Here is a 25,731-nt window from a genome sequence, read left to right as displayed (position 1 = left end):
CTTGACACCCGAACGGGGGCGATGGCTTCTGAGCCAAAACGTTCTATCTGAAATGACATGCATTGCGATGGGCGTTCTCAGGCCCGGTCAACGGTGGCACTTCGCCGAGACAACGGGCCTGATTCTCTGGCGGAAGAACGGGGAATAGCTGGCATCTGCTGGCGAAGGAGCAGCCACCAACCTGATCGGTGGCGCTTGCCAGATCACCGGTGAGTACGATGCGTTCGCGGGTGCGCTCGATGTCCGGATCTGGGATGGGGATCGCAGAGAGCAACGCTTGCGTATAGGGATGTTGTGGATTCTCGAATATTTCGTCGACGCTGCCATGCTCAACGAAAGCGCCCAGATACATGACGGCTACTCGATCGGCGATGTGCCGGACAACGGAGAGGTCGTGGGCGACGAACAGGTACGACAGACCCAGCTTGGCCTTGAGTTCATCGAGTAGGTTAATCACGCCAGCCTGGATGGAAACGTCGAGAGCCGAGACGGGTTCATCCAGCACTACAACCTTGGGGTTGGTGGCCAAGGCTCGGGCGATACCGATGCGTTGGCGTTGGCCCCCCGAGAATGCTGCCGGAAAACGGTTGCTGTGCGATGGGTCGAGGCCAACCAAGTCCATCAACTCATCGACACGTGTTTCGCTCTCAACCTTCGTGGTCCCGATCGCACGCAACGGTTCGGCGATAATATCGGCCACCGTCATGCGCGGGTCGAGGGCGCCCATCGGATCTTGGAACACGATTTGGACGTCACGCCGCAGCGCGCGCTCGGCTTGACCGCCGCGCACATCGGCGACACTCGTTCCGTTGATCAGGATGTCACCGTCAACCTGTTCGACCAGATCCATGATCTGCAGCAGAGTTGTGGTCTTGCCGCAACCCGATTCGCCGACGATCGCCAGCGTCTCGCCCTCTCGGATGTCAAACGATATTCCGCGAATTGCATGCACCTCCCCCAGCTTGCGTTTGAGGAAGGCCCCCTTCATCAGCGGAAAAGTCTTGGTCATATTGCGTACTTCGAGCGTCACCGGTCGATCTTCGCGGGGCACGTCCGCTAGCGCGCTCTCCGGGATGGCTGGCAGAGGAAACACCGGGCGCCCATCGATGAGCCCACCATCAGTAATTTCGTGTGAGCGGATGCACGCAGCCTGATGTTCGCCGACCCCTGTGTTGCCGACGTTCACGAGATCGGGTTCGCGTGTGTGACAGGCATCGATAGCGATCGGACAGCGCGATGCGAATGGGCACGCATCCGGAAGGTTGATCAGCAGTGGCGGGTTTCCCTTGACAGGTACGAGGGGTTGTTTCTCGGCCTTGTCGACCCGGGGGATCGCACCAAGGAGGCCAATGGAGTACGGCATCCGCGTGCGGTGGAAGAGTTCGTGCACGGGAGCCTTCTCAACCGGCTTGCCCGCGTACATGACCAGCACATCGTCGGCGGTCTTAGCGACGACTCCCATGTCGTGGGTGATCATGATGACGGCGGCACCGGTCTCACTCTGGGCTTGGGAGATCAGATCAAGAATCTGCGCTTGGATCGTCACATCGAGGGCGGTTGTCGGCTCATCGGCGATGATGAGTTTCGGCTTGTTGGCCATCGCAATAGCGATCACCACTCTCTGGCGCATCCCGCCAGAGAACTCGTGGGGGAACGATTTCATGCGCCGTTCGGGATCAGGGAGCCCCACGGTCTCGAGCAGTTCGACCGCACGAGCCCACGCTTCTCGCTTCGAGAGCTTGCGATGAACGGTGAGCGCCTCAATCAGCTGGTCGCCAATGCTGAAGACCGGGGTGAGCGACGACAACGGGTCTTGAAAGATCATCACCAAGCCATTGCCCCGAATCGCGGAGAGCTGTTTGTCAGACTGTCCGAGTAGTTCCTGGCCGTCGAAGACGATTGATCCAGAGATCCGAACGTTCTCGTCTAGCAGGCCCATGATTGCTAATGATGTGACCGACTTGCCCGAGCCAGATTCGCCGACAATGCCGAGGGTGCGACCCGCCTCGAGGTCAAATGAGATGCCGCGCACAGCATCCACGGTGCCCGTCTCCGAGGGGAAGCTGACCTTGAGGTCGCGAACAGAAAGTAGTGGGTTGGTCATGCTCGCCCTCCCGCGGCCGAAGTTGGGTCGAGCGCATCCCGCAAGCCATCAGCGACTAGGGCCATCGAGACGGTGAGTAGTGTGAGCGCGGCGGCAGGAAAATAGAACAGCCACGGCGCACTGGTGATCGTGTTTGCACCGGAGCCGATCAGTGAACCGAGCGAGACATCGGGGATCTTGACACCGAAGCCCAAGAACGAAAGACCCGTTTCAATCATCACCGCCGCAACTACACCTAGCGTGAAGTTGATCACCAAAAGCGAACCGATGTTGGGCAGCATGTGGCGCAACACGATCTTCATTCCCGGCACGCCCATGTAACGGGCAGCGTGGACATACTCACGTTCACGCAGTGAGAGCGCCATCGTCCAGATCACGCGAGCAGGGAAGAACCACCCGATGAGGATCATGATGAGCGAAATAATGCGCCAGTCTCCCCCTGAGTCGTTGGAGAACATTGCTAGGAGCAGAAAAGTGGGCACGACCATGAGAAAGTGAATGAGCAGCAGGGTGACCCGCTCGAACATGCCGCTGAAGTATGCGGCCGCCGTGCCAACCACCGCCGAGATCACGGTGGTTCCCACCGAAACGGAGACGGCGATCATGAGTGAGCGTTGCAGGCCGATTGCCACCTGGGCGAAGGTGTCGTTGCCTGCGCTCGTGGTGCCAAACCAGTGTTCACCGTTCGGTGGCTCACCGAGGTTGAGAAAATCGAGCTCGATGTGGTCGTAGCGCGCAAGCAGGGGAGCAACGAGCGCGAACAGCACGAGGAGCGCGAAGATCACGAGGCCCGCAACGGCCGGACGATTGCGCCGAAAACGCCGGGAGTAGAGTTGCCACTTCGACATGCGCTTTCTGGGAAGCCGAAGGGCAGTGGTTTCTGGGCCGACGGCCGGTTGGATCGAATTTCTGGGCATCTCAGCTCACCCGCACTCTCGGATCGAGAACAACGACGGCGATGTCGGCGAGCAGCGCGCCGATCGCGGTGAGAACCGCGCCAAACGCGGCAATCGCGACGGTTCCATGGATGTCATTTTTTGCAATGGTTTCAAGAAAGTAGCGACCCATGCCGTTCCATCCGAAGATCGACTCGGTAAGGATTGCGCCCATAAAAACGGTGGGGATTGTAAAAGCCACCTGTGTTGCCACCGGAATGAGCGAGGTGCGCAGCGCGTGCTTGCGAATGGCCTGCGCCTTCGTCAAGCCCTTGGCGCGGGCGGTCCGCACGTAGTCGGCGTTGATATTGTCGAGCAGCAGCGAACGCTGAAGAAAATGGGTGCCAGCATAACCAATGATCACGAGTGCGATGGTCGGTAAAATCAGATGCTGGAGGGCATCGATGATGGTGGGGAAGAACCCCGTAACATCCGGACTCGCTGAGCCAGTGACGAAGAATACCGTCGTTCCCACCATGTTGTTGAAGCCGATCGCCAGCAGCACGATTCCGAGAGCCGCCACGACAATATTGATGTTCATCGTGACTATCGAGGTGGCCTGACCGATGCGGTCGGCAAGCTTGTACTGTCTGGAAGCGGTGTACACGCCGAGGGCAATGCCCAAGACGGTGGCGATGACCGTGGCACCAAGAACGAGTTCGGCGCTCACCCACATGCGATACGCCACCTGCTCATTCACCGACTGGCCGACGGGGCTTACTCCCCAATCCCAGCGGAAGATGATGCCGGAGAACCAGCTCCACCAACGTTCGAAGAGCGGAACGGTATCGCTGAGGTCTCGTGGTTGGAGCAGCTGGACTATCTGATCCTCTGACAGCGGTGGACGGCGTCCAACGTAGTTGTTGCGCGGGTCAAGAAAGCCCCATGCCAAAAAGTAAGTCAGATTTGTCGCGACCACGATCATGAGCATCCAGCCGGCGAAGCGACGCATCAAATACTTGATCAAGAGGTTGTCTTTCTCATGTGAAAGCGTGTGTCAGGATCGCCGACACCGCGCTGAGCCAGTGAGAAGTGTATACAGACGCGATCGTCATTTTCGAAAGTCGTGTCGACCTGTGGAAAACTTTTTTGGGACCGCGGATAGCACTTTAGGCAGAAACCTCAGCTTCGAAGGCCACGCAATTTTAGGTGCTTCTCGGATGGGTGACTGCAGCTTGAGCGTGTGGCAGACTCCCGACCATGCGGGAAATTATTTGGGGATGGCTCACTGCGGCGATCGGCCTGGCGATTCTGGTTGTGATCTTCTTCTACGGAATCGAGTTCGGAACGTGGGTGGACGAGGCTGGGTCACTGCGATCAGCGCCGCCGACGTTCATCCTCCCTTTCGTGGTTGCAGGCCTCGGCTTGGTCTTATTCGTCGGAGGATTCAGCGTTGGTGCCTCGGCGGGCGTTCAGCGGTCGAAGTCTCGCCGCTAGAGCCAGTCGTTTCGTTTAAAAACGACGAACAGGGTTACCGAGAGCACGACGATGAGCAGGGCCGACGTGACGAAGCCAGAGGTGTTGGCGAACCCGGGGAATGGCAAATTTTGGCCGCAGAAGCCCGTGACGGCCGTCGGCACCGCGATGATGGCCGCCCAACTGGTCACCTTTTTGGTGATGACATTGAGCCGGTTGCCCTGAATGGTCAGATTGGTTTCGACAATCGTCGACACAAGATCTCGCAAACTGTCGGTCCACTCGGTGGCGCGCAGAACGTGATCGTAAAGGTCCTGATAGTAGGGAGCCATTTCGCGGGGAACGAGGTCGATATCACGCCGAATAAGGGTGTTGACCACCTCCCGCATGGGCAGCACGACCCGTCGCAATTGAACAAGACTCTTGCGCAATTCAAAACTGCGTCGCTGCACATCCGTGTCATGGGGCCGCTCGTCGAACAGGAGATCCTCAAGATTCTCAATCTGGTCATCGAGGGCCTGAACTGTAGTGAAGTGCCCGTCGATAACGAAATCGAGCAGCCCGTAAAGAAGTGCACTGATGCCATGGCTGGTAAGTTCGGCATTCTAGTCGAGGTGATCGAGCAGGGCGTCGATGGGAAAGCTGTCGTCTTTGCGAACAGTGATCAGGGCTTTCGGGGTGATGAAGGCGGCAATCTCTGCGGTCGTCAATTCTCCCGTGTCGGCATCCAACCGCACTGCGTACGCGCTCAGAAAATCATCCGCCCAGTATCGCAGTCGCGCTGCTGGTTCTGGACGCCATCCCGTGTGCCGACTCCGTGAGATGGCAATTGGCATCAGCGCACGCCCATTTTCTGTCGATCCGCGCAGCTATTCGAAAGTTTTCCCGCTGCGGCACTATCGCCGATCACGCCAGCGGGTGACTACTATTCCGGTGAGGGCGGTGCTGATCCCCAGCAGAAGTATCGGTGACTCAAATGCGAGTACGGCTGCTGCTCCTCCCAGCGCGGCGAGGAGAATCGCGTCGAGACCCCAGATAACTCGCACAGCGGCCATCGGATCGCCGGCGGGCGTCGACATCGGGGTCAGCAACGCAATAGGCAGGGAACCTTTTAGCGCATTGCTGATCCGAGTGGCTAGGGCAAGTAGCGCGAGGGCAATGGAGCTGACGGCGGCAGCGCCGGATGCGGTGCCGAAAATAATTGAGCACAGGATGACCACCGCGAGGAGCATGACGAGGGTGACTACCAACGGAAAGAGCGCATGGTGGGTGAGGAGGCGCTCGTCGCTCATCCCATAAAGCGGAAAGCCTGAGGCGACGCCGGCAGCATGACGGATTCCATCAGTGAGCGGGCCCAGACCAGCGAAGGCGATAACCCCGGCAGTGGCACCAAGGAGCCAGCCCGGTGCCGTCGGCACAAACGCGAAAGCAAGTAACACCCCGGCGCCGCTGAGCGCGACGATACTGACGATGAGCCGGCCGGGCGTTCGGATCGCTCCAATAGCGTCCCGGACGAAGAAGATCCGCGCCAGTCGGCCGTAGGGTCGCACCGCACGGATCCGGCGCCCGAAGTGCGGCTTGGGCTGGTAGATCGTGGCCGCTGACGAGAAGTCCATGCCGACAGCATGCGTGGTTGCAGATTCCCAACGTGCTGCCTGCATGGCGAGTTGTTCGAAACCGAGCCGATTCATCAGCACCGGAACCAAACCGACCAGCGAGAGAGCCAGTGCTGTCAATGCAAGGAGGCTGGGTGATCCCCCGCTCGTGGGATACGCGAGACCGACCCATCCCCAGGGCAGGTACGTTTGCGAGGCAGGAACTGCGACGGCGACCACTCCGAGGGCGAGGATGCCGAGAGCCCCGACCACGGCAGCGCGCGGGAACACTTGACCGACCAACCACGCCACCGTCGTGATGACGCCCACGAGCGTGCCGACCGCAATGAAGTTCGCGACCGCTTGTGCCCCAGCCAGTCCGTTGCTGGCGAGGCTGGTGCTGATCAATCCTGCGACGATCATGCATCCTGTGACGACGATCATTCCCGAACGCAATAATGCTGCACCGAAGGTGTTGAAGCGGGGAAGGTCGCTCGTGGCAAGAGCGTGAGTCACAAATGGTGGAAGAACCGCAGGGCCTCGGTCGCGCCCCAGCAGCAACGCGCCGGCCCACAGTGCAGCAACGATGAGCGACGCGATGCGTGGTGCCGCAGCATCCGCAAGAAGGGAAAGCCCTGTTGGGCTGGTCGCGCTCAGCCACACTGCCCGACCTATTGGGATGACGGCCACGAGGGCGAGCATCAGCACTGTGTAGATGGCGAACGCGCGATCACCAGTCGTGCGGATGTTGCGAGCACGCCAAATACTGATCGCTGCCTGTGATCGGCTGCTCATGCTGCGATCTCCAGCTGCAGGTTCTGGTCGGCAAGCGCTTCGGCAAGCACCGCACTGTGGGTGGCGATGACGAGGGTCGCGCCGTCGTCGCGGCGAGAGCCGAGAACGCGGATCACGGACTCGATATGGTCAGGATCTAACCGCTGTTCGGGTTCATCGAGGATCAGCACTTCGAAGGGACGCGCCAGCACCAGGGCGAGCCCGAAGAGTTGTGTCTGACCGGACGATAGTTCGTGCGGGAACCGCTCTCCAAGCTGATCAAGCCCCAATTCCGCAAGCACCCCGCTCGCCAGGTCCACAGCCGCCGCCGGATCATCAAACCAGGTGGTCGCGACCAACATGACGTGATCCCGCACCGTGAGGTCGACAGCCATCGGCGGTAGCCCGATCATCGTAGACACGCGTCGCCGAAAGCCACGGTCACGCTCCGCCACCGATCCGCCACCGATTCGCACCGCGCCACTTGATGGCTTTCTCGCCCCCGCCAGCACCCGCAACAGTGTCGACTTACCCGTCCCGTTGCGTCCACGCACGATCAGAGCCTCACCCCGCCGCGCTGCCGCAGACACCGGCGCCAATAACGTCACTTCACCAGCAACCACACCTACCTGATCCACCTCAATCATTAGGCAATCCTCGCAGACCACATATCGCGCGAACCGATTGCTGGCAGATAAGCCGAAACAATTTCGAGGTCTTGTCATTCGGCGCGAACAGCAGCACTCTTAGAGGATGCACTTCGATGGAGTTCTGCCAGAGGACGCACCTGATCCGAGGGTGAAGCGTGCCAAGACTTTGAACGGCATGCCAATTCCGGTAATCGAGTTTGCTGCACAGCGTTCAGTGGAGGTCACCGATATCGGCGTTAACTCGAGCACTGATGCTCTCGGCTGTGACTCCATGACCGCCAGCGTCTCAGCCACGCTGTGGCGCAAGCCTGAAGACAAATCCGATCCGGCGAACCTTGCGGACCTTGACGACAAGACCCGTCGCTCGCTCGAAGAGGTGCCACCGTGGCCACGACCGGCATGGCTGATCGAGCGAGTCGAAAGCATGAAATATCCGATGCTGTGGGAAGCCGTTCAGACCAGCTGGCATCGTGACGAGTCCGAGCTCGCCGACCTCGACAACCTTCTCGTCCAGCACGCCAACTACATCCTGATGAACCAGTTCCGTGAAGAACCCGGGCTCGACGTTCACGACTGGGACTCACCCGCGCTCACCTCGAAGCGAATGATCCGGGCTGGCATAGATGTAACTATCGACGGGGAGAGCGTGACGGGCGCGGAGATTGACACCGACCCCTTCGTCTACGCCATCGGGGCGAAACTCGCGAACGGTGGAACCCTCACCGCGGTGATTGCGCGCGAACACCTCCCGTTCATCAGGCTCGGGTTTGCGCGTCGCTGATCTGCGTCTCGCCAATGAGCTTGAGGGCGCTTCTGAGCTGGCGAATCGAGGCGGTGTGGAGTCGTGATAGGCCACGGGGACTTCGAGTGCCGAACTCGAAGCATTTCCCAGTAACGTTCTCGCACCCAAGGAAGTATCAGGTTGGTCACCGGAATTTGACTGCTAAACGCCCTCGCTGGAGAGCAAGAGAGGTGCGCATCGGCGCCGATGACCGGCTACTCGAGCAGCTTGCCCTCGACGGCCACTTCACGGATGAAAGCCTGGATCTCATCCGGGATCGCCGGGATTTCTTCCCGAGTCACTCCAGTGGCGGGAGACCAGACAAGGTTCACCTGCAGCGACTTGTCCATCTCGGGGTAGTCACTTCGGTTGTGACAACCGCGGCTCTCGCGGCGTTCCAAGGCCGCCTCTATGGTGGCTCTGGCCGCCATGATTGCTGACTTGAGGTCGAAGGCGTGCGCCAAGTCTTGGTAGCCGGCGATATCCGGGTGCACCCCAATGTCACTCATGCGCGCCTCGATCGCGTCGAGTTCGGCAAGGCCGGTTTTCAAACCTGTTTCGTCGCGAACAACACCGGCATGCTCGGTCATGGTGTTTCGGATGGCGCGTTGCAGGGCCCTCACATTCTCCGACCCATCGGCCGCGAGCAGGTGGGTGATCTCATCGCGCGCAACCTGCACCGAGGCTGCCGATCGTGTCTGCGCTGGCAGCGATGCCGAATAGCCGGCTGCAGCCTGGCCGACAATACGACCAAAGACGAGCAGTTCGCACAGGGAATTGCCGCCCAAACGATTGGCGCCATGCAGCCCACTGGATGCCTCACCGATGGCATAGAGGCCGGGAACGTCGGTGCTGTGGTCTTCTGGTCGCACCCACACTCCGCCCATCGAATAGTGCGCGGTTGGCGCGATCTCGATCGGATCCTTCGTGATGTCGAGCATTTGCAGCTCCAGCATCGTCTGATAAACGCGCGGCAGGCGGGTCATGATGGTTTCGCGAGGGAGGTGGGAGACATCCAGCCACACACCACCATTGGGGGTGCCGCGGCCCTCCTTGATTTCGGTGTAGCAGGCGAGTGCTACCCGGTCGCGAGTGGATAGTTCAAGGCGTTCGGGGTCGTACTTGCCCATGAAGCGTTCGCCTAGACCGTTGCGCAAAATTCCGCCCTCACCGCGTGCAGCTTCGGAGATCAGCGTGCCCGCAGCATTCTCGGGCTCGATGATTCCTGAGGGGTGAAATTGCACCAGTTCGGGATCGCGCAAGCGCCCTCCAGCCTCAACCGCGAGACGGAAAGAGTCACCCGTGTTCTCATCGCGCCTCGATGAGGTTCGCCGCCAGATGCGATTGTGGCCGCCAGCGGCGAGAATTACCGCATCGGCGTGAATGAGATAGCGGGTGCCCGTCTCCAGGTCAAAGCCGTAAGCACCGAAGACCGCTCCGTCATCGTTCACGAGGATTCGGGTCACGTACACGGTGTCGAGAATGGGAACATTCAATTGCGCCGCCCGATTGATCAGGGTGCGCTGAATTTCGAGACCGGTATAGTCGCCGGCGAAAGCGGTGCGACGGTAGGTGTGTGCACCGAAGAAGCGCTGAGAGATGCGCCCATCGTTTTCTCGGGCGAAGGGCATGCCGTAGCGTTCGAGATCCTCGATCCCGCGGGCCGCATTCGAGGTCACTATTTCGACGGTGTGCGGGTTCGCCAGCAGGTAGGACTCGGTGATGGTGTCGGCGGCGTGCTGCTGCCAACTGTCCTCGACATCCATTGTGGCGAGGGCCGCGTTGATGCCGCCCGCAGCGAGCGAGGTATGGGCATCAGACTTGGGACGTTTGCCTAGGGCCAGCACGTCGACACCAGCTTCGGCGAGCTCAATTGCCGCGCGAAGACCGGAGCCTCCCGTGCCAATGACGAGGACTGTGGTGGAGATCTGACGTTCTGAAAAACTCATGTATCTACGCTAAACATCTTCGGTCAATTACTCCAATGCACAAATATCGTTGTAGCAATGCGAATAAGCTATGGATATGAACCTCGAACAGTTAGCTGGATTCGTTGAGGTGGCCCGGGTTCGAAACTTCACCCGAGCCGCCGAGCAGCTACATCTCGCGCAGCCATCATTGAGCCGTCAGATTTCTTCGCTCGAGCAAAGCCTTGGCGCCGAGCTGTTTCATCGTGCCCGAGAAGGAAGCACGCTCACGTCGGCGGGCGAGCTGCTGCTGCCGCTCGCGCGACGCATGCTGGCTGATGCAGAATCGGTGCGCCGAGAGTTGGCGGAACTAGCCGGGCTCGAACGCGGCAGGGTTCGTTTCGGCGCAACCCCCACCCTCTGCATCAGCCTTGTCGCCGAGGTGCTGAAAGAATTCCACACAACGCATCCGGCAATCGAATTGCACCTTTCGGAACACGGATCTCGGCAATTGCTCGACCAGCTTGCCAGCGGTGAGCTCGATTTTGCGCTCATCACCACCTCAAATGTGGCGGCCGTCGAGAAGTTCACTGTCACCACACTGCTCGTTGAGGAGCTTGTGGTGATCTCTGCCGCCAACACCGCTCCATTGGCGGCGCACAATGCCATTGACCTCGCGGCCGTTTCTCGACTGCCGCAGATCGTGTTTAGCCCAAGCTACGATCTCCGCAAAACGACCGATGACGCCTTCGCCGCCGCGGGGCTCACCCCTCATGTCGTACTTGAGGGAGCAGAAATGGATGCTGTTCTGCGTTTCGTCGAACGCGGGCTCGGTGTCGCCATTGTGCCGGCGATGGTGCTGCTCGATCGCCCTGGGTTGCAGTCGGTTCGGCTCGAAGAACCAACGCTTACCCGAACCATTAGCCTCGCCCGACCGGCGGATGTTGCACCGACCGCCGCAGTCACGGTGATGCAGCGCACCATCACCGCTACCGCTACCGCGTTCGCGGCCCGGGCTGGCGCGACAATGAGCCTGATCTCCGACCGACGACGGCACTGATACCGATGCCGAACTTCGCCCCGTGTGAGCGGTAGTTTCGGTAAACGTGCGGTACCCAATACTGCCGTTGTTATCATGGCAGCCCATCGTTCTTATCGTGCCCCGCATCCGTCTCCCTCGGCAATTTCTCACGCACTTGCCTACGCTTTTCTTGCCTCCGATGTGTGGGAAACGAAGCAACTCGTTGACGCTGGTTGGAGCGTTCTCGGAGCACACAGACGGTGGTTGAGAGCAGTAGTCGCGGATGTCGTAGCCGCCTACCATCGACCGCCCACCGATTCCTCGCGAGAGTTGGCCGCGTTCATCCGCAACTCGCCCGCCTTTGTGGATGCCATTGCCAAAGCACGTCAGCAGCGGCGCCCCATCCGCATCCACCATCTTGTTGTAGCCCCGTCACAAGCCCGCGACGTTGGCGGATTAGTTCCACGAATCAATACCGTTGCCGAGCTCGCGGAATTGCTGGGACTGACCATCGGCCAGCTCGACTGGTATGCCGACACCAAGAACTGGAATCGTCGCGCGCCGGTTGGACCGCTCCAGCACTACCGCTACGAATGGCGCACCCGACCGGGCAGAACACCGCGACTGCTTGAGGTGCCCGAGGAGCGGATCCGTCGGGTGCAACGGCTGCTCCTCGATGCGGTCATCGCGCTCATCCCGGTCAATGACGCGGCGCACGGCTTCATTGCTAACCGCAGTGCCGTAACGGGCGCTGCCCTCCACACCGGGCGTGAAATTGTGGTGTCCCTCGACCTCACAACGTTCTTCACCCGGGTCACGGCCTCGCGAATTTATGGGGTGTTTCGGCAATCCGGTTTTCCCGAGACGGTCGCGCATATTCTGACGGGGCTGTGCACCAATTCTGTTCCACCGAGGGTGATTGCCGCGATGCCGCCCGGCGGCGACGCCGACGAACGATTTGCGCTGCGGCACGCGTTGGCCGCCAACCATTTGCCGCAGGGAGCGCCGTCGTCTCCCATGCTGGCGAATCTGGCCATTCGTCGTCTCGACTCACGATTAACCGGCTGGGCACACTCGGTTGGCGCAATCTACACCCGGTATGCCGACGATCTCGCTTTCAGCGGGGACCGCGATTTAGCCCGACGACCCGACGCTTTTATTCGCGGCGTTCAGGGTGTCGTGCGCGAGGAGGGCCAAACGATTAATCCGCGAAAGACCAGAGTGCGACGATCAGGCGTGAGGCAAACAGTCACCGGAATCGTCGTCAACGACCACACCAACATTTCCCGACACGACTACGACCTCCTCAAAGCCACACTTCATAACTGTGCGACCCTCGGCGTGGAGCGCCAGAACCGCGGAGGCCACAACGACTTTCGGGCCCACCTGCTGGGCCGTATTGCGTGGGTAGAAACCCTGAATCCTCTGAGGGGCGAGGCGCTACGGCAGAAGTTCGCGCTCATCCGCTGGTGAGGACGGATTCTCGGGAGTCACGCTTATCGAGAAGGCTCACCATCGATTTCGATCGGTATCCCGGTGGCCCGCGCGTAGTACGCCCACGGAAACCACATAGTTCCGATGCGCTTCCAGCCATCAGCTTCAAGGCTTCGCTTGGTGGGCCCGAAAGCTGCGACCCGAAGATGCTCCCATTGCTCGTGCGAGCGGATGAGGTCGTGGAAGTACATCCCGTAACCAATTGAGTGCCAACCCTGGACCCCAGCGGTAGCGAGTGCCTCCATTTCGTCAAAGGCCGTAACCGGGTGAAGTCGGCGTCTCTCGCTCGAAGCCTCAGCATCGGCGCGGTCGAGAGTAGCGCCGAATCGTTGCTGCGCTGCTTGTCGACTCATTCCCAGTCGCTGCCCGATGCGTTCCCAACTCAGCCCCGCGCTTCGAGCAGATGACACGGCGGACTTCAACAACTGAGCCAGCTCTTCCCCACTCTTGCGGGTCAGGTCGATGAGATCTAAAAATGCCTCGGGATCTTGATCCAGTCGCGTTGCGAGTGTCGGATCGACCGCAGCAATGAGGTCGGATAGGGCCTTGCGGAGGCGACCATCCGGCGTCTGTGCGCTGTCGACTGTCACTTATCTGACGAGCGTGATTTGGCAAGCACGATGGCGAGCGAAGCTCCCGTTGCGGCCAGAAGCACCGCTGCGATCACGAGCACGGTGATTTTGATGGCAACGGAGGGAATGAAGAGTGTGGAAAGCGCAACAAAAACGGATGCAAGCGCGAGAAAGATCGATGCGAGTGCCGGACGGGTTGTCTGCGCGGGGGAGTCTTTAGCCATTTGTCAATTGTAAGTTGACGGGGTCCCGTTGTCAACTTAAAATTGACATATTGCGCACGGCCAGACGGCCGGTTGACTTCACGCGCCACCACAGCGCAGGGTTAACGCATTCCTACGATTGGAGAACCCCATGGCCGAACCCATCTCTGCCCAGCAGTTTCGCGCATCCGATGGAGTGGAGGATTGGCAGGTGCACTTCGATGGAGCCAAGACGTATTTCGCCACGGGGTCATTTGCCAAGGGCGTCGAACTGATTGACGTCATTGGGCAGCTTGCCGATGCTGCGAACCATCATCCGGATGTTGACCTGCGTTACCCCGGGGTAGCGGTGAGCCTATTCACGCACGACATCGACGCGCTCAGCGACCTCGATGTGGCTCTGGCGAAGCAAATCTCCACCGCGGCTCGTGAACTCGGCATCGCGGCTGACCCGTCTCAGGTGCCAACCGTGTAGCTCCTGATAATCGAGTGCGACGACGAATGAACGAGCGCTCACTCAGTTACCATGCAGTATGGCAACTCCCACCGCGCCCGCGAAAACTAGCCGCGCCACCCCGCTAAGCGTCAATGACCGCCGCGCAATGATCATTGCCGCCGTCGCCCCGGTGCTGCGCAAATATGGGCCCGCCGTAACATCCCGCCAGCTCGCCGAAGCCGCCGGTATCGCAGAAGGAACCATCTACCGGGCGTTTGCCGACAAAGACGACCTGATCCGAGCATCCATCGAGACGCATACCGACCCTGCGCCTCTGCTGCGTGCCCTCGATAACATCGACCCGACGCTGGCGCTCGAGGAGAAGGTGCAAGAAGCAATCGCGCTTATCCGTGCCAGATTCCGGGATGTCGTCAGCCTCATGTCGCTGTTTGGTGAATACCGCAAGCGGCCCAGCAGCCACCACCACGCGGCCATGAACCGCTCCTTTAAGATATTCCTGGCCCCCCAACTCGACTCGCTGGCGCTCACGCCGGAACGCATCGCGCACCTTGTGCAGCTGCTCGCGTTCTCCTCGTCGATGCCGCACTTTGGTGATAACACCAGCTTCACCGACGAAGAACTCACCGCCATCATCCTGCACGGTATCTGCACGCCGATACCCACCACCGCAACTGAGAAGTAGATCCCATGCTGTTACGCCTCCTGCGCCACTACCTTCGCCCGCACGCCAAACTTCTTGTTGGCGTCGCAATTTTCCAAGCTGCCCAGTCGATCGCCAACCTCTACCTGCCGAGTCTCGTCGCCGACATCATCGACAACGGGGTTGCCAAAGGTGATGTGGGGCACATCCTTATGATTGGCGGGGTCATGCTCGCGATCACACTGGCGCAGGTGGCGTGTGCGATCGTCGCCGTCTACTTCGGGGCAAAAGCAGCGATGTCCCTCGGGCGTGACCTGCGCGGTGCGCTCTTCCACCGGGTTAGCGAATTCTCGGAGCGTGAGGTCTCGAAGTTCGGTGCGCCCACCCTCATCACCCGCTCGACGAACGACGTGCAGCAGGTGCAGATGTTCGTGCTGTTGACCTGCACCCTATTTATTGCCGCGCCCATCCTCGCCGTCGGAGGTGTCATCATGGCGATCCGTCAGGATGTCGGGCTCTCCTGGCTGATGGCGGTCAGCGTTCCGGTGCTGCTGCTGGCAATCGGACTCATCGTCGCTCGCATGGTGCCGCTGTTCCGCACGATGCAAAAACGCATCGACACCGTGAACCAAGTGTTGCGGGAACAGCTCACCGGCATCCGCGTCGTCCGTGCCTTTGTGCGGGAAAAGGATGAAGCCAAGCGTTTCGCACAGGCCAATCGCACCCTCACCGACACCACACTTGCGACCGGCCGCCTGACCGCGCTGATCTTTCCCATCGTGATGCTCGTGCTCAACGTCTCCAGTGTCGCCGTGGTCTGGTTCGGTGGCCTGCGCGTCGACTCCGGCGAGATGCAGATCGGGGCTCTCGTCGCCTACCTCAGCTACCTACTCCAGATCCTGATGGCGGTAACGATGGCCACCTTTATGGCGATCATCCTTCCACGCGCCGCAGTCAGCGGAGACCGGATCAGCGAGATTCTGGAGACCGAAAGCTCGGTGACGCCACCCTCAAACCCGGTGATGTCGCTAACCGGGCACGGAACAGTGACGATGGAGCACGTCTCCTTCTCGTACCCGGGTGCTGAGCAGCCAGTGCTGCGCGACCTGCACTTCGATGTTCGACAGGGCCAGACCACCGCGATAATCGGTAGCACCGGAGCGGGCAAGACGACCCTCGTCAACCTGCTCCCGCGCCTCTTCGATGCCACCGACGGCGCAGTCCTGGTCGATGATGTCGACGTTCGCACGATCGACCCCGATCTGTTGTGGGGCCGGATCGGTCTCGTTCCCCAGAAGCCGTACCTGTTCTCCGGCACGGTGGCGAGCAACCTGCGCTACGGCAAACCCGATGCCACCGATGAAGAACTGTGGGAAGCACTCACCATCGCCCAGGGGCGCGACTTTGTCGAAGGGATGGATGGCCAGCTCGAAGCATCCATCTCTCAGGGGGGCACGAATGTGTCTGGTGGGCAGCGGCAAAGACTCGCGATTGCGAGGGCGCTCGTCAAGAAACCGGAGATCTACGTGTTCGACGACTCGTTCTCGGCACTCGACAGTGCCACGGATGCGCGGCTGCGGCTCGCACTGCGAAAACATCGCGCCGATGCCACCATGATCATCGTCGCGCAGCGTGTTGCGACGATCCGGGATGCCGAACAGATTCTGGTGCTCGAAAGCGGCGAGATTGTCGGCCGCGGAACCCATGATGAGCTGCTCGATAGCTCGAACACCTACAACGAGATCGTGAATTCACAACTGACGGTTGAGGCGGCAGCATGAGCGAGTCGAACCACGACGAAAAAGTTGCCGCTCGACCGCAGCGCGGCCGCGGACCCTTCGCGGGCACGGGAATGCCCGCCGAGAAAGCCCTCAACTTCGGGCCATCAGCACGCCGCCTATTCGGCATGTTGACGCCGCACCGTGTCGGGCTCGCCTGGGTGATGTTCTTCACGATCGTCAGCGTCGGGCTCAGCGTGCTCGGCCCGAAACTTCTCGGTCAGGCCACCAACCTCCTGTTCGAGGGCGCGATCTCTCGGGGGCTGCCCGCCGGAAGCACGAAAGCGGAGGTCATCGATGGACTGAGGGCTAATGGCCAGAACGATCAAGCCGACCTGCTCAGTGGAATGAATCTCACCCCCGGCGCCGGCATCGACATCCGGGCACTGAGCATGATTCTGATTCTGGTGCTCTCGCTGTACATCGTCTCGTCGGTGTTCGGCTGGGCCTCCGCCTATGTGCTCAACACGGTCGTGCAATCCACGATGTACCGGTTGCGTGACGACGTGGAAGGCAAGATCAATCGCCTGCCGCTCAGCTACTACGACCGGACGCAACGGGGTGAGTTGCTCAGCCGCGTCACGAACGACATCGACAACATTTCGCAGAGCCTGCAGCAGACCTTTAGTCAACTCATCACCTCCCTGCTCACCGTCGTGGGTGTCATCGTGATGATGTTTATCGTCTCGCCGCTGCTGGCTGTCATCGCGCTTGTCAGCATTCCGCTGACCGTCGTGATCACCGTCACCGTCGCAAAACGGTCACAAAAGATGTTTGTTTCGCAGTGGAAATACACCGGCGAACTGACCACCGAGGTGGAGGAGAACTTCACCGGGCACTCGCTCGTGAAAGTGTTCGGGCGTCAACGTGAGGTCGCGGCGGTATTCGATGCGAAGAATGAGGAACTCTACAAGGCCAGCTTCGGCGCCCAGTTCGTGTCAGGCATCATCCAGCCGTCCATGATGTTTGTCGGCAACCTGATCTATGTGGCCATCGCCGTCGTCGGTGGCGCGATGGTCGCCGGTGGCACTATGCGCCTCGGAGATGTGCAGGCATTTCTGCAGTATTCGCGGCAGTTCACCCAGCCGCTCACGCAACTTGGCAGCATGGCGAACCTGATCCAGTCGGGTGTCGCTTCCGCTGAGCGAGTGTTCGAGTTGTTGGATGCCGAGGAACAGTCTGCCGACAGCGCGAAGGCTGCAAGCCCCACCGGCACCGCGGGCGAGCTCGTGTTCGACAATGTGTCGTTCCGCTATTCCGCCGATAAGCCCCTGATCGAGAACGTGTCGCTGACCGCGGCACCGGGTCAGACGGTCGCGATCGTGGGCCAGACGGGTGCCGGCAAGACCACACTAGTGAACCTCATCATGCGCTTCTACGAGTTGGACTCCGGGCGCATCACCCTCGACGGTGTCAATATCGCCGATATGACTCGGGATGATCTCCGCGGCCGCACCGGAATGGTGCTGCAAGATACCTGGCTGTTCGGTGGCACCATCCGCCAGAACATTGCCTATGGTCGACCGGATGCCACGGAGGAGGAGATTATCACCGCCGCGACTGCCACCTATGTTGACCGCTTCGTGCACTCTCTGCCCGACGGTTACGACACGGTGTTGGAGGATGACGCAGATAACGTCAGCGCGGGGGAGAAGCAGTTGCTCACCATCGCGCGGGCGTTCCTCGCAAAGCCGAGCGTGCTCATCCTCGACGAGGCCACGAGCTCCGTCGACACCCGCACCGAAGTTTTGGTGCAGCAGGCGATGGCGGTACTGCGCAGCAACCGCACCAGTTTCGTCATTGCGCACCGACTCTCAACGATCCGTGATGCCGACCTCATTCTGGTGATGGATGCCGGACAAATCGTCGAGCAGGGCACTCATCACGAACTGCTTGAGGCGGAAGGCGCGTACTTCGACCTCTATAACGCGCAGTTTGCGGCTCCGGTCAGCGGCGCCGTCTAGCGCGTGCGGCGCCCGGCGACGTGCTTCCTGCGCGGAGCCGGGCGACTATGGGCGACGACGTGGGCCACGAGCGCTAGACAGCCTGCACGCTGATCGTGTGCCACCCTTCTGCGCCATCCGGCACGACCGGTACGGGTTCACCGGGCTGGGTCACTCCGGCCGCATCCGTCGCACGTACCTCGATGCTGTGTTCTCCGGGTGTCGCCTGCCAGTCATAGACCCACTGCACCCAGGTGTCGGCCGAGATGGCGGTTGCCAGCCGTGCCTCAGACCAGGGGCCGCCATCGATGCGCACCTCTACTGTCTGCACTCCCGTATCGGGAGCCCACGCAACACCGGCAATTGGCACCGTGCCGGCATCCACCTGGATTCCCTGCTGGGGGACATCGATGCGTGACTGCACCTTGACCGGGCCTTTCGCGGACCACCCTCGGTCGGTCCAGTACGCCGTTTGGTCGGCGAACCGGGTGACCGTTAACTCGACGAGCCATTTCGTTGCCGAGACGTAGCCATAAAGGCCGGGAACAACCATGCGCACAGGGAAGCCGTGCTGCCGCGGGAGCGGTTCCCCGTTCATACCGACCGCGAGGATGCTGTCGCGATCCTCATCCTGCAACACCTCTAGCGGCGTACTTGCCGTGAAACCGTCGACGCTCCTAGACAGCACCATGTCGGAACCGGGCAGAGGCTTCGCCATCGCGAGCACCCTGTGGATGGGGTAGCCGAGCCAGAGCGCGTTATCGACGAGGTCGCCGCCGACCTCATTCGACACGCAAGACAGCGTGATGATCTTCTCAATCATCGGCAGGGCAAGCAGCTCGTCGAAAGTGAACTCAAGCTCGTTCTCAACCATTCCGGTGACTCGCAGCCGCCACCGGTCGGCGTCAATGTTCGGCACAATCAGCGCGGTGTCGATGCGGTAGAAATCGGTGTTCGACGTGACAATCGGGGAGATGCCGGACACGTCGAGACTTGCACCCGCGGGAATTGGCGGGGCAGGGATTGCGGGGGCGGGGAGGGTCAGCGCCCTGCGAACAGTATCCACGGCGGTGGCGCCAGCGTTCGCCACCCGCGCGCCGATGCCCACCAGCACGGCGCCAACCGATGTGACCCCGACGAAACGCAGGAAGTCGCGGCGGCTGGCCTTGCGACCGGCCGGAACAGTAGCGGGCGTTGCGTTGGTTGCCTCGGGAACGCCGGTCACCGCCGTCGTGCGCACCCAGCGGCGCAGCCGGATCATCCCGAGCCGCAGCAACAGCACCCCCGCGGCCACACCGAGAACCGGAGAGAGGGGCCACACTGCGGTGGCCTCGGCGCGCGTTGCGACCGCGATAGTTGCGATCACACCGACCGCCACGAGCCCGACAACGCCCCAGCCCGGTTTTCCGTACTCAAGAACACCCACAATCAGCGCGAGAAGCAACACCAGAACACCGAGGCAGAGCAGCAACACCAATTTATTGTTCGTACCGAACAGCGCGATCGTGAAGTCTTTTAACCATGCCGGCGCGAGGTCGATGACGAGAGAGCCAACAGCCAGCACCGGGCTGCTCGCGGGAGCGACAACGAGGGCGACGAGTTCGGCAACGGCGAGTGTGCCGGCAGCACTGAGAACCCCGAGCAGCGCAGACCACCTGCGCACGTGCTGCACGCTCATGCGCTCATGGTGGGCAGACTTCGGTTGATAGGCCACGGGGTGATCGCTTCTTCCTTCGTAAAACCTCAGGCAGAACCGATTTTAGCCTGCGCTGCCTGTTTCGACGACAATCTTCGGGCGGGAACGCACCGGCAATTTGCGCCGCGGGAGGGCTCACCGGAACCACGCGGGAAAGTTTCACCCCTAACGAGACCGATTCGGAGGAACAGTTTCGTTTCGTGCTGCAAGGCTCGAAGCTGCAGGTTGCTAAGACTTAGGCTGACCTGATGTTCCTAGATGTGAGCACCCTACTTGCCGGCCACATCGTGGTCGCCCCGACGACGCCACGACTGGTACCGCGCGGCCGGACGCGCAGGCTGGTGGGTCATTCCCTACCGGTCGCACGTCGCTCGCGATTTCGACGCGATTCATCTTTCCCTGCCGCCTACGTGGCTGCTGTGGGGACATCCATTCCTATTGATGAAGGGACTGCAGGCGTCATCTCCGGCTGAAATCTGGGCGAAACGTACTGGTCTGTAGACGTTCTACTGGAACCGGCCAGTCAGACCATCTGGATGCGCGACGAAGTCGGTGAACGCTGGGAAGAGATCGAGGCACGTTAGCGTTGCCTCGTTGCGCCTTTTGTTCACCTGGGCCCTAGCCATTTTTATCTTTCCTGTCATCTTTCTTGTCGTCCTCCTTGTCGTCGCCCTTGTCTCCAGACTTACCAGGGTCCTTCTCGGTAGGAGTCGGTGAGGGCTCGGGCAGAGCGGCGGTGAGGTCGGCACGGACGAGGTCAATTGACGCCTGAATTTGGGCACTTCGATCAGCACTTATCAGGCCCGACGCGGTGTCCTCCTTCAGCTGTGCCTCAAGAGTGTCAAGGGCGGCGAGGGCACCTGCGGGGTCGCCGTCGGCGGCTGCCTGCGTTACGGCGGCGACGGATTCCTGCATTGTTGAGGCTGACACAGAGTCAAGTTCTGGTTTCGTCGGCGCGCACCCACTGAGTGCTGCGGTGACCAACATTACGGCGCACGCTGCAGCGACGATTCGAGTGGCCGCGCGTCCCCAAGCGCTCATGGTGTCACGCTTTCCTGGAGCTGTTTGAGGTGTGTACCCAACGTGCCGGATACCTCTGGATACGTCGGCGCGGGTGCGGCGGCCGGAGGCTGGGAGTTCGACCAGGAAACCGCACCAACCGTGGCGGCGATAACCACGACGGCAGCGATGGCGAAGCCGATGGTCTTCTTGCGGATAGACCTGAGCGGGCGCTTTGGTGCGGTGACTCTCGGCTCCGGGCGGCTGGGCGACGAAATTATAACGGGTTTCGACACCTGCGTCACTGTGTCTGGCCCGCTCAACGCTTCCGTTGCTTCGGTCACTACCGCGGTATACGCCTTGGTTGCTCCTAGAGCCGTTCCGTCCTCATTGTCATTGCCAAGCGATTCGGTCATGCCGATCGGGGCGACGACGTTCACTTCCGTGCCTTCGGACGCGCTGGCAAGCTTTCGCATTGCGACGGCAACGTCCATCGTAGGGGGCCGATGCTCAGCATCAAGCGCTGTCATGTTCGTCAGTAGCTCGCCCCAGACCTCGCCAAGTGTATCTGGCACGGTCGGCGTGCTATTCAGCCGCGCGCTGATCGTTTCGATGGTGCTTCCGGGGAAAGCCTTCTCGCCGGTCAGCGCTTCCAACAGCACAAGACCGAGCGAGTAAACATCGGATGCCCCTGCTGTCTCGCCGCCCCTTGCCTGTTCCGGACTCAGATAGCTCGCACTGCCGATGATGATGCCTGTCGAGGTCAGTCTGCTTCCGTCGACCAGTCGGGCGATGCCGAAGTCGGCAAGTTTCGCATGGAATTGGCGGCTAGGAAGCTCCGAATGCGCCATCAGGATGTTGGCAGGTTTGACGTCCCGGTGCACAATACCCCGGCCGTGCATGTAATGCAGGGCCTCCGCGATATCGGCGCCGAGATGTGCCACCAGCCCCGGTGGAAGCGGCGCTGTCATTACCTCGCGCAGGTTCGGTCCGTCGATGAACTCCATGACGAGAAACACGCGATCAGCGGCCTGTGTCTTCTCGGTACCCGCATCAAAGAGGGTCACCAGCGCGTGGTGGTTGAGCGTTGCGAGGGTGTCGATTTCATTGTGTTGGCGGCTTATTTCGTCAGGGTCGGCCATCCCCGGCAGCATCAGTTTGAGTGCGACTTCACGCGGCAGCGACTGGTCGGTGGCGCGGTAGACCGAAGCCATGCCGCCACGGCCGATAAGGCTGGTAACTCGGTAACGCCCACCAATCACGCTGCCGATGATCTCGTCATCCGCGTTCGAGGCTGGTCGAAGGGATTTACCAATCGACATACGAACCTCCCTAGTCCTGACCAAGCGATTGTAGACGAGTTGGCCGGGTCCGGTCGCTGGACGATCAGCTCTAACGGCGGTTCCGAGAGCAGACTGCTACGCAGCAACCGCAGCGGCACCCGTGATCTTTAGGCTGCCCCAGTGGATGAGCTTGAGCAACTCGGACTGACTGCTTATCGGCTTTCGTGAACCGATCAACGCTTCTTTCTCTTCGCGTCCCACTCTTTGAGTGCGGGAATGCCGAGAATGACGAATACGAAGCCTGAGATTGCTAACGCAAGACCTGCTCCATTGCCGCCGAAGTAGAGACCGCCACCAGTGACGATGAGCGCGAGCCCGACGAAGAAGTAGGACATTGCTGCGTCGTTAGACTTCTTCGGCTTTTCTGACGGGACATCAAGAGGGTTGCTCATGCTGCCATTCTGTCATCGCGGCGCATTCCGCTACCTCCTTCATAGAAAAATCGTTTCTTGATCTTGTGCGGTATCCAGCGCCCGACCGGCACCACAGCTGCCAGCGGTGTTTTCCTGATCCCAGCCTGAGAAACTCAGAAACCCGATACTTTTATCTTTTGGTGGATGGGCGGGTGGGATGGGTGATCCTGAATGCCGCGACGGCTACTTCGTTCTGGGACGATGGACCCAACTGAAGCCGGGCGGATCAGCTGCCGTTCCCTGAGGAATAGGCTGCCGGCGGCGTGCAATTTCTTACCGTGCAACAGTTTCGGCTAGAGTATTCACAAGGTGAAACTATTTTCGCCTAACGAAAATCTTAGCGTCGCGAGCGACTGTGCGATCCCGGCGCGCAAGGAGCCTGCAATGATCGACAAGGTTGTACCCTCCCTCGAGGAAGCCGTCGCCGGCATCACCGACGGCGCCACGGTAATGATTGGTGGTTTCGGGCACGCAGGGCAACCCCACGAGCTGATCGACGCCCTCATTGCACAGGGTGCCAGCGATCTGACCGTCGTCAGCAACAATGCCGGGAATGGCGACGGCGGTCTCGCGGCTCTCCTCGCGGCACGGCGGGTGCGCAAAATTGTCTGCTCCTTTCCTCGACAGTCAGATTCGTGGGTATTCGACAACCTCTACCGTGAGGGCAAGATCGAACTTGAGTTAGTACCCCAGGGAAACCTTGCCGAGCGAATCCGAGCAGCGGGAGCCGGCATCGGCGCATTCTTCACCCCGACGGGTGTCGGCACCGAGCTCGCCCAAGGTAAAGAAACTCGGGAAATTGACGGCCGCACGTATGCGCTCGAATACCCCATCAGCGCAGACTTCGCCCTGATCAGCGCACTCAAGGCTGACCGCTGGGGAAACCTGATCTACCGACAGACGGCACGCAACTTCGGCCCGATTATGGCGACCGCGGCGACGACAAGCATCATCCAGGTCGATGAAGTGGTTCCGTTGGGAGCAATCGAGCCAGAGAATGTTGTCACGCCTAGCGTCTACGTGAATCGCGTCGTTGTCATAGGCGCTCGCCGGTGGCTGCACAATGGTGAATTCGTCGGTGGGTTCGACCTTGAAGGGCAGCCCCTCGACGAAACCGCTGAGTCCACAGCAGGAGGCAAGAAATGAGCACAAAGCTGAGTCGCGCAGAGCTTGCGCAGCAGATCGCCGCAGCCATTCCCGAAGGAGCGTTCGTGAACCTCGGGATCGGCGCTCCCACACTGGTCGCCAACTACTTACCGTCAGACCTTGAGATCGTTCTGCACACCGAGAACGGCATGCTCGGGATGGGCCCCGCCCCAGACGCAGGCCACCTTGATCCCGACCTGATCAATGCTGGAAAGCAGGCAGTCACCGCGTTAGAAGGGGCGGCCTACTTCCATCAAGCCGATTCCTTCGCAATAATGCGTGGGGGCCACCTCGACGTGTGCGTTCTTGGCGCGTTCCAAGTCTCAGAGAAGGGCGATCTCGCGAACTGGTCGACCGGTACTCCCGGAGCCATCCCCGCCGTCGGCGGCGCCATGGACCTCGCAATCGGGGCCAAAGAGGTTTACGTGATGACCGACCTGCTCACCAAACAGAACGAGTCAAAGCTGGTAGCCGCCTGCAGCTACCCGCTCACCGGGGTTGCCTGTGTTTCGCGCGTGTACACCGATCATGCAGTCTTCGACGTGACATCTGAAGGCTTCGCAGTTCGCGAATTGTATGGTGACAACACGATCGAGCTTCTCAGTGCCCTCACCGGGCTGACCCTAATTGATGCGACAACGACCGCATCCACTGACCGAGCAGAGGAACACTGATCATGACCGGAACCTACATCTACGATGCCGTCCGCACACCATTTGCACGCCACGGTAAAAGCTTTGCGGATGTGCGCTCTGACGATCTCGCTGCTGTTGTGATGCGCGCGACTATTGAGCGCACAGGCCTCGACCCGGCCCGAGTTGATGACGTCATCTTCGGCGATGCGAATCAGGCCGGCGAGGATAACCGTAACGTCGCGCGTTTTGGCGCACTGCTGGCAGGATTCCCGAGTTCGGTTCCCGGGGTTACCGTCAATCGCCTGTGCGGTTCAGGCGTTGAATCGGTTATTCAAGGAAGCCGTGCCATTGAGGCAGGCGATGCAAACGTCGTACTCACCGGCGGCGTTGAGTCGATGACCCGAGCGCCCTTCATCGTTGAGAAGTCCTCGCGCGCTTTCCCTCTGGCCAATCAGACCGTCTGGAACTCCTCGATCGGCTGGCGCATGGTCAATCCAGCGTTGCGTGAGGAATGGACCATTTCGAACGGACAGAGTGCGGAGAAGCTGGCGCAGAAGTTCAATCTCGGGCGCGCTCAGCAGGATGAATTCGCCGCCCGCAGTCACCGGCTTGCGGCCGAGGCTTGGGCTGCCGGGCACTACGACACAGAAATCGTTCAAGTGCCAGGACACGAATTGACCCGAGACGAGGGGATCCGTGACGACACAACCGCCAACGTACTTGCCAGCCTCCGGCCCGCATTTGCGAAGGACGGCACCGTGACCGCTGGCAACTCCTCCTCATTAAACGATGGGGCATCCGCGATTCTGCTGGGTGCTGAAGGCGTTTTGGATGTCGAACCACTCGCACGCATCACAGGACGGGGCGTCGCCGGAAATGACCCAGATATGTTCGGGATTGCGCCCGTCGAGGCTGCAAACCGTGCCCTCGCGCGCGCCGGACGAACCTGGGCTGACGTCGATCTCGTTGAACTCAATGAGGCCTTCGCCTCCCAGTCGCTCGCCTGCGTTTCGCTCTGGCCCAAACTCGACCCTGAGCGCGTAAACATTCACGGAGGTGCGATCGCGATGGGACACCCGCTGGGTGCCTCGGGCGGGAGGATCATCGGCCACGCCGCCCACGAGCTCAAGCGCCGCGGAGGCGGAGTCGCCGTTGTCTCAATTTGCATCGGTGTGGGGCAGGGCCTCGCCGTCGTTCTCGAACGCTAGACAGCCGCGATCGCATCCTGG

General features: G+C 60.6%; 25 protein-coding genes. 11 read left to right on the top strand and 14 right to left on the bottom strand.

The window, feature by feature from the left end; translation table 11 throughout:
* Positions 1-43: 43 nt before the first annotated feature.
* From FB472_RS07175 to FB472_RS07165, 3 genes are all read right to left on the bottom strand, one after another.
* Positions 44-2,104, bottom strand: a complete 2,061-nt coding sequence (locus FB472_RS07175) for an ABC transporter ATP-binding protein (RefSeq protein WP_141990323.1) — start codon at positions 2,102-2,104, stop codon at positions 44-46.
* Positions 2,101-2,952: an ABC transporter permease gene (locus tag FB472_RS07170; RefSeq protein WP_141990322.1), complete on the bottom strand. Its 852-nt coding sequence runs from the start codon at positions 2,950-2,952 to the stop codon at positions 2,101-2,103. The genes FB472_RS07175 and FB472_RS07170 overlap by 4 nt, the downstream gene beginning before the upstream one ends.
* A gap of 70 nt (positions 2,953-3,022) precedes the next feature.
* The gene (locus FB472_RS07165) at positions 3,023-4,006 is read right to left on the bottom strand and encodes an ABC transporter permease (protein ID WP_141990321.1); all 984 of its coding nucleotides are present in this window, start codon (positions 4,004-4,006) and stop codon (positions 3,023-3,025) included.
* 233 nt (positions 4,007-4,239) lie between these two features.
* On the opposite strand from FB472_RS07165, the gene FB472_RS07160 reads away from it, so the two are divergent.
* Positions 4,240-4,476, top strand: coding sequence for a hypothetical protein (locus FB472_RS07160; RefSeq protein ID WP_141990320.1), 237 nt, complete (start codon positions 4,240-4,242; stop codon positions 4,474-4,476).
* On the opposite strand, the gene FB472_RS07155 is transcribed toward FB472_RS07160, so the two are convergent.
* Genes FB472_RS07155 through FB472_RS07145 form a run of 4 tightly spaced genes read right to left on the bottom strand, consistent with a single transcriptional unit; the run spans position 4,473 to position 7,471 of the window.
* On the bottom strand, positions 4,473-5,036 hold the full coding sequence (locus FB472_RS07155) for a magnesium transporter CorA family protein (protein ID WP_215730483.1): 564 nt from the start codon (positions 5,034-5,036) through the stop codon (positions 4,473-4,475). The genes FB472_RS07160 and FB472_RS07155 overlap by 4 nt on opposite strands.
* Before the next feature lie 24 nt (positions 5,037-5,060).
* Complete coding sequence (locus FB472_RS14200; RefSeq protein WP_215730409.1) at positions 5,061-5,291, bottom strand: hypothetical protein; 231 nt, start codon at positions 5,289-5,291, stop codon at positions 5,061-5,063.
* A gap of 60 nt (positions 5,292-5,351) precedes the next feature.
* Positions 5,352-6,845 (bottom strand): hypothetical protein, encoded by a 1,494-nt coding sequence (locus FB472_RS07150; protein ID WP_141990319.1) that lies wholly within the window; start codon positions 6,843-6,845, stop codon positions 5,352-5,354.
* On the bottom strand, positions 6,842-7,471 hold the full coding sequence (locus tag FB472_RS07145; RefSeq protein WP_141990318.1) for an ABC transporter ATP-binding protein: 630 nt from the start codon (positions 7,469-7,471) through the stop codon (positions 6,842-6,844). The genes FB472_RS07150 and FB472_RS07145 overlap by 4 nt, the downstream gene beginning before the upstream one ends.
* Before the next feature lie 178 nt (positions 7,472-7,649).
* On the opposite strand from FB472_RS07145, the gene FB472_RS07140 reads away from it, so the two are divergent.
* Positions 7,650-8,255, top strand: a complete 606-nt coding sequence (locus tag FB472_RS07140) for a hypothetical protein (RefSeq protein WP_246078122.1) — start codon at positions 7,650-7,652, stop codon at positions 8,253-8,255.
* 215 nt (positions 8,256-8,470) lie between these two features.
* On the opposite strand, the gene FB472_RS07135 is transcribed toward FB472_RS07140, so the two are convergent.
* Positions 8,471-10,204, bottom strand: coding sequence for an L-aspartate oxidase (locus FB472_RS07135; protein ID WP_141990316.1), 1,734 nt, complete (start codon positions 10,202-10,204; stop codon positions 8,471-8,473).
* 76 nt (positions 10,205-10,280) lie between these two features.
* Between FB472_RS07135 and FB472_RS07130 the strand changes: the two genes are divergently transcribed.
* Together FB472_RS07130 and FB472_RS07125 are read left to right on the top strand one after the other, a co-directional pair.
* Positions 10,281-11,222 carry a LysR family transcriptional regulator gene (locus FB472_RS07130; protein ID WP_170192050.1) on the top strand — a complete coding sequence of 314 codons (942 nt, stop codon included), beginning with the start codon at positions 10,281-10,283 and terminating at the stop codon, positions 11,220-11,222.
* Positions 11,223-11,297: 75 nt separating this feature from the next.
* On the top strand, positions 11,298-12,656 hold the full coding sequence (locus FB472_RS07125; RefSeq protein WP_141990314.1) for a reverse transcriptase family protein: 1,359 nt from the start codon (positions 11,298-11,300) through the stop codon (positions 12,654-12,656).
* Positions 12,657-12,679: 23 nt separating this feature from the next.
* Here the strand turns inward: FB472_RS07125 and FB472_RS07120 are convergent, their stop codons facing one another.
* Positions 12,680-13,267 carry a hypothetical protein gene (locus FB472_RS07120; RefSeq protein ID WP_141990313.1) on the bottom strand — a complete coding sequence of 196 codons (588 nt, stop codon included), beginning with the start codon at positions 13,265-13,267 and terminating at the stop codon, positions 12,680-12,682.
* A complete protein-coding gene (locus FB472_RS07115) occupies positions 13,264-13,473 on the bottom strand; it encodes a hypothetical protein (protein WP_141990312.1) in 210 nt (69 codons plus the stop codon). The genes FB472_RS07120 and FB472_RS07115 overlap by 4 nt, the downstream gene beginning before the upstream one ends.
* A gap of 130 nt (positions 13,474-13,603) precedes the next feature.
* Between FB472_RS07115 and FB472_RS07110 the strand changes: the two genes are divergently transcribed.
* Genes FB472_RS07110 through FB472_RS07095 form a run of 4 tightly spaced genes read left to right on the top strand, consistent with a single transcriptional unit; the run spans position 13,604 to position 18,291 of the window.
* The gene (locus FB472_RS07110) at positions 13,604-13,927 is read left to right on the top strand and encodes a 4a-hydroxytetrahydrobiopterin dehydratase (protein ID WP_141990311.1); all 324 of its coding nucleotides are present in this window, start codon (positions 13,604-13,606) and stop codon (positions 13,925-13,927) included.
* A gap of 58 nt (positions 13,928-13,985) precedes the next feature.
* Positions 13,986-14,591 carry a TetR/AcrR family transcriptional regulator gene (locus FB472_RS07105; protein ID WP_141990310.1) on the top strand — a complete coding sequence of 202 codons (606 nt, stop codon included), beginning with the start codon at positions 13,986-13,988 and terminating at the stop codon, positions 14,589-14,591.
* 5 nt (positions 14,592-14,596) lie between these two features.
* Positions 14,597-16,330, top strand: a complete 1,734-nt coding sequence (locus FB472_RS07100) for an ABC transporter ATP-binding protein (RefSeq protein ID WP_141990309.1) — start codon at positions 14,597-14,599, stop codon at positions 16,328-16,330.
* Complete coding sequence (locus tag FB472_RS07095; protein ID WP_141990308.1) at positions 16,327-18,291, top strand: ABC transporter ATP-binding protein; 1,965 nt, start codon at positions 16,327-16,329, stop codon at positions 18,289-18,291. The genes FB472_RS07100 and FB472_RS07095 overlap by 4 nt, the downstream gene beginning before the upstream one ends.
* A gap of 73 nt (positions 18,292-18,364) precedes the next feature.
* Here FB472_RS07095 and FB472_RS07090 read toward each other — a convergent pair whose 3' ends face one another.
* From FB472_RS07090 to FB472_RS07070, 4 genes are all read right to left on the bottom strand, one after another.
* Positions 18,365-19,948, bottom strand: coding sequence for a molybdopterin-dependent oxidoreductase (locus tag FB472_RS07090; protein ID WP_141990307.1), 1,584 nt, complete (start codon positions 19,946-19,948; stop codon positions 18,365-18,367).
* Between the two features lie 636 nt (positions 19,949-20,584).
* Positions 20,585-21,007 (bottom strand): hypothetical protein, encoded by a 423-nt coding sequence (locus FB472_RS07080; protein ID WP_141990306.1) that lies wholly within the window; start codon positions 21,005-21,007, stop codon positions 20,585-20,587.
* On the bottom strand, positions 21,004-22,287 hold the full coding sequence (locus FB472_RS07075; RefSeq protein ID WP_141990305.1) for a serine/threonine-protein kinase: 1,284 nt from the start codon (positions 22,285-22,287) through the stop codon (positions 21,004-21,006). The genes FB472_RS07080 and FB472_RS07075 overlap by 4 nt, the downstream gene beginning before the upstream one ends.
* 194 nt (positions 22,288-22,481) lie before the next feature.
* On the bottom strand, positions 22,482-22,700 hold the full coding sequence (locus tag FB472_RS07070; RefSeq protein WP_141990304.1) for a hypothetical protein: 219 nt from the start codon (positions 22,698-22,700) through the stop codon (positions 22,482-22,484).
* Positions 22,701-23,105: 405 nt separating this feature from the next.
* Between FB472_RS07070 and FB472_RS07065 the strand changes: the two genes are divergently transcribed.
* Genes FB472_RS07065 through FB472_RS07055 form a run of 3 tightly spaced genes read left to right on the top strand, consistent with a single transcriptional unit; the run spans position 23,106 to position 25,710 of the window.
* On the top strand, positions 23,106-23,867 hold the full coding sequence (locus FB472_RS07065) for a 3-oxoacid CoA-transferase subunit A (RefSeq protein WP_141990303.1): 762 nt from the start codon (positions 23,106-23,108) through the stop codon (positions 23,865-23,867).
* A complete protein-coding gene (locus tag FB472_RS07060; protein ID WP_021809608.1) occupies positions 23,864-24,541 on the top strand; it encodes a 3-oxoacid CoA-transferase subunit B in 678 nt (225 codons plus the stop codon). The genes FB472_RS07065 and FB472_RS07060 overlap by 4 nt, the downstream gene beginning before the upstream one ends.
* Before the next feature lie 2 nt (positions 24,542-24,543).
* Entirely contained in the window at positions 24,544-25,710 is a 1,167-nt protein-coding gene (locus tag FB472_RS07055; protein WP_141990302.1) for a thiolase family protein, read from the top strand.
* The last annotated feature ends 21 nt before the right edge of the window (positions 25,711-25,731 follow it).

The organism is Rhodoglobus vestalii, from assembly GCF_006788895.1.
GTDB classification, from domain to species: domain Bacteria; phylum Actinomycetota; class Actinomycetes; order Actinomycetales; family Microbacteriaceae; genus Rhodoglobus; species Rhodoglobus vestalii.
Note: the sequence above shows the minus strand (reverse complement) of the source record. Positions and strands in the feature narration are given on the sequence as shown.

Excerpts from the sequence above, each read along its gene's own strand:
- FB472_RS07175 (WP_141990323.1), bottom strand. The coding sequence starts at position 2,104 with ATGACCAACCCACTACTTTCTGTTCGCGACCTCAAGGTCAGCTTCCCC.
- FB472_RS07170 (WP_141990322.1), bottom strand. The coding sequence starts at position 2,952 with ATGTCGAAGTGGCAACTCTACTCCCGGCGTTTTCGGCGCAATCGTCCG.
- FB472_RS07160 (WP_141990320.1), top strand. The coding sequence starts at position 4,240 with ATGCGGGAAATTATTTGGGGATGGCTCACTGCGGCGATCGGCCTGGCG.
- FB472_RS14200 (WP_215730409.1), bottom strand. The coding sequence starts at position 5,291 with ATGCCAATTGCCATCTCACGGAGTCGGCACACGGGATGGCGTCCAGAA.
- FB472_RS07150 (WP_141990319.1), bottom strand. The coding sequence starts at position 6,845 with ATGAGCAGCCGATCACAGGCAGCGATCAGTATTTGGCGTGCTCGCAAC.
- FB472_RS07145 (WP_141990318.1), bottom strand. The coding sequence starts at position 7,471 with ATGATTGAGGTGGATCAGGTAGGTGTGGTTGCTGGTGAAGTGACGTTA.
- FB472_RS07140 (WP_246078122.1), top strand. The coding sequence starts at position 7,650 with ATGCCAATTCCGGTAATCGAGTTTGCTGCACAGCGTTCAGTGGAGGTC.
- FB472_RS07135 (WP_141990316.1), bottom strand. The coding sequence starts at position 10,204 with ATGAGTTTTTCAGAACGTCAGATCTCCACCACAGTCCTCGTCATTGGC.
- FB472_RS07130 (WP_170192050.1), top strand. The coding sequence starts at position 10,281 with ATGAACCTCGAACAGTTAGCTGGATTCGTTGAGGTGGCCCGGGTTCGA.
- FB472_RS07125 (WP_141990314.1), top strand. The coding sequence starts at position 11,298 with ATGGCAGCCCATCGTTCTTATCGTGCCCCGCATCCGTCTCCCTCGGCA.
- FB472_RS07115 (WP_141990312.1), bottom strand. The coding sequence starts at position 13,473 with ATGGCTAAAGACTCCCCCGCGCAGACAACCCGTCCGGCACTCGCATCG.
- FB472_RS07110 (WP_141990311.1), top strand. The coding sequence starts at position 13,604 with ATGGCCGAACCCATCTCTGCCCAGCAGTTTCGCGCATCCGATGGAGTG.
- FB472_RS07105 (WP_141990310.1), top strand. The coding sequence starts at position 13,986 with ATGGCAACTCCCACCGCGCCCGCGAAAACTAGCCGCGCCACCCCGCTA.
- FB472_RS07100 (WP_141990309.1), top strand. The coding sequence starts at position 14,597 with ATGCTGTTACGCCTCCTGCGCCACTACCTTCGCCCGCACGCCAAACTT.
- FB472_RS07095 (WP_141990308.1), top strand. The coding sequence starts at position 16,327 with ATGAGCGAGTCGAACCACGACGAAAAAGTTGCCGCTCGACCGCAGCGC.
- FB472_RS07090 (WP_141990307.1), bottom strand. The coding sequence starts at position 19,948 with ATGAGCGTGCAGCACGTGCGCAGGTGGTCTGCGCTGCTCGGGGTTCTC.
- FB472_RS07080 (WP_141990306.1), bottom strand. The coding sequence starts at position 21,007 with ATGAGCGCTTGGGGACGCGCGGCCACTCGAATCGTCGCTGCAGCGTGC.
- FB472_RS07075 (WP_141990305.1), bottom strand. The coding sequence starts at position 22,287 with ATGTCGATTGGTAAATCCCTTCGACCAGCCTCGAACGCGGATGACGAG.
- FB472_RS07070 (WP_141990304.1), bottom strand. The coding sequence starts at position 22,700 with ATGAGCAACCCTCTTGATGTCCCGTCAGAAAAGCCGAAGAAGTCTAAC.
- FB472_RS07065 (WP_141990303.1), top strand. The coding sequence starts at position 23,106 with ATGATCGACAAGGTTGTACCCTCCCTCGAGGAAGCCGTCGCCGGCATC.
- FB472_RS07060 (WP_021809608.1), top strand. The coding sequence starts at position 23,864 with ATGAGCACAAAGCTGAGTCGCGCAGAGCTTGCGCAGCAGATCGCCGCA.
- FB472_RS07055 (WP_141990302.1), top strand. The coding sequence starts at position 24,544 with ATGACCGGAACCTACATCTACGATGCCGTCCGCACACCATTTGCACGC.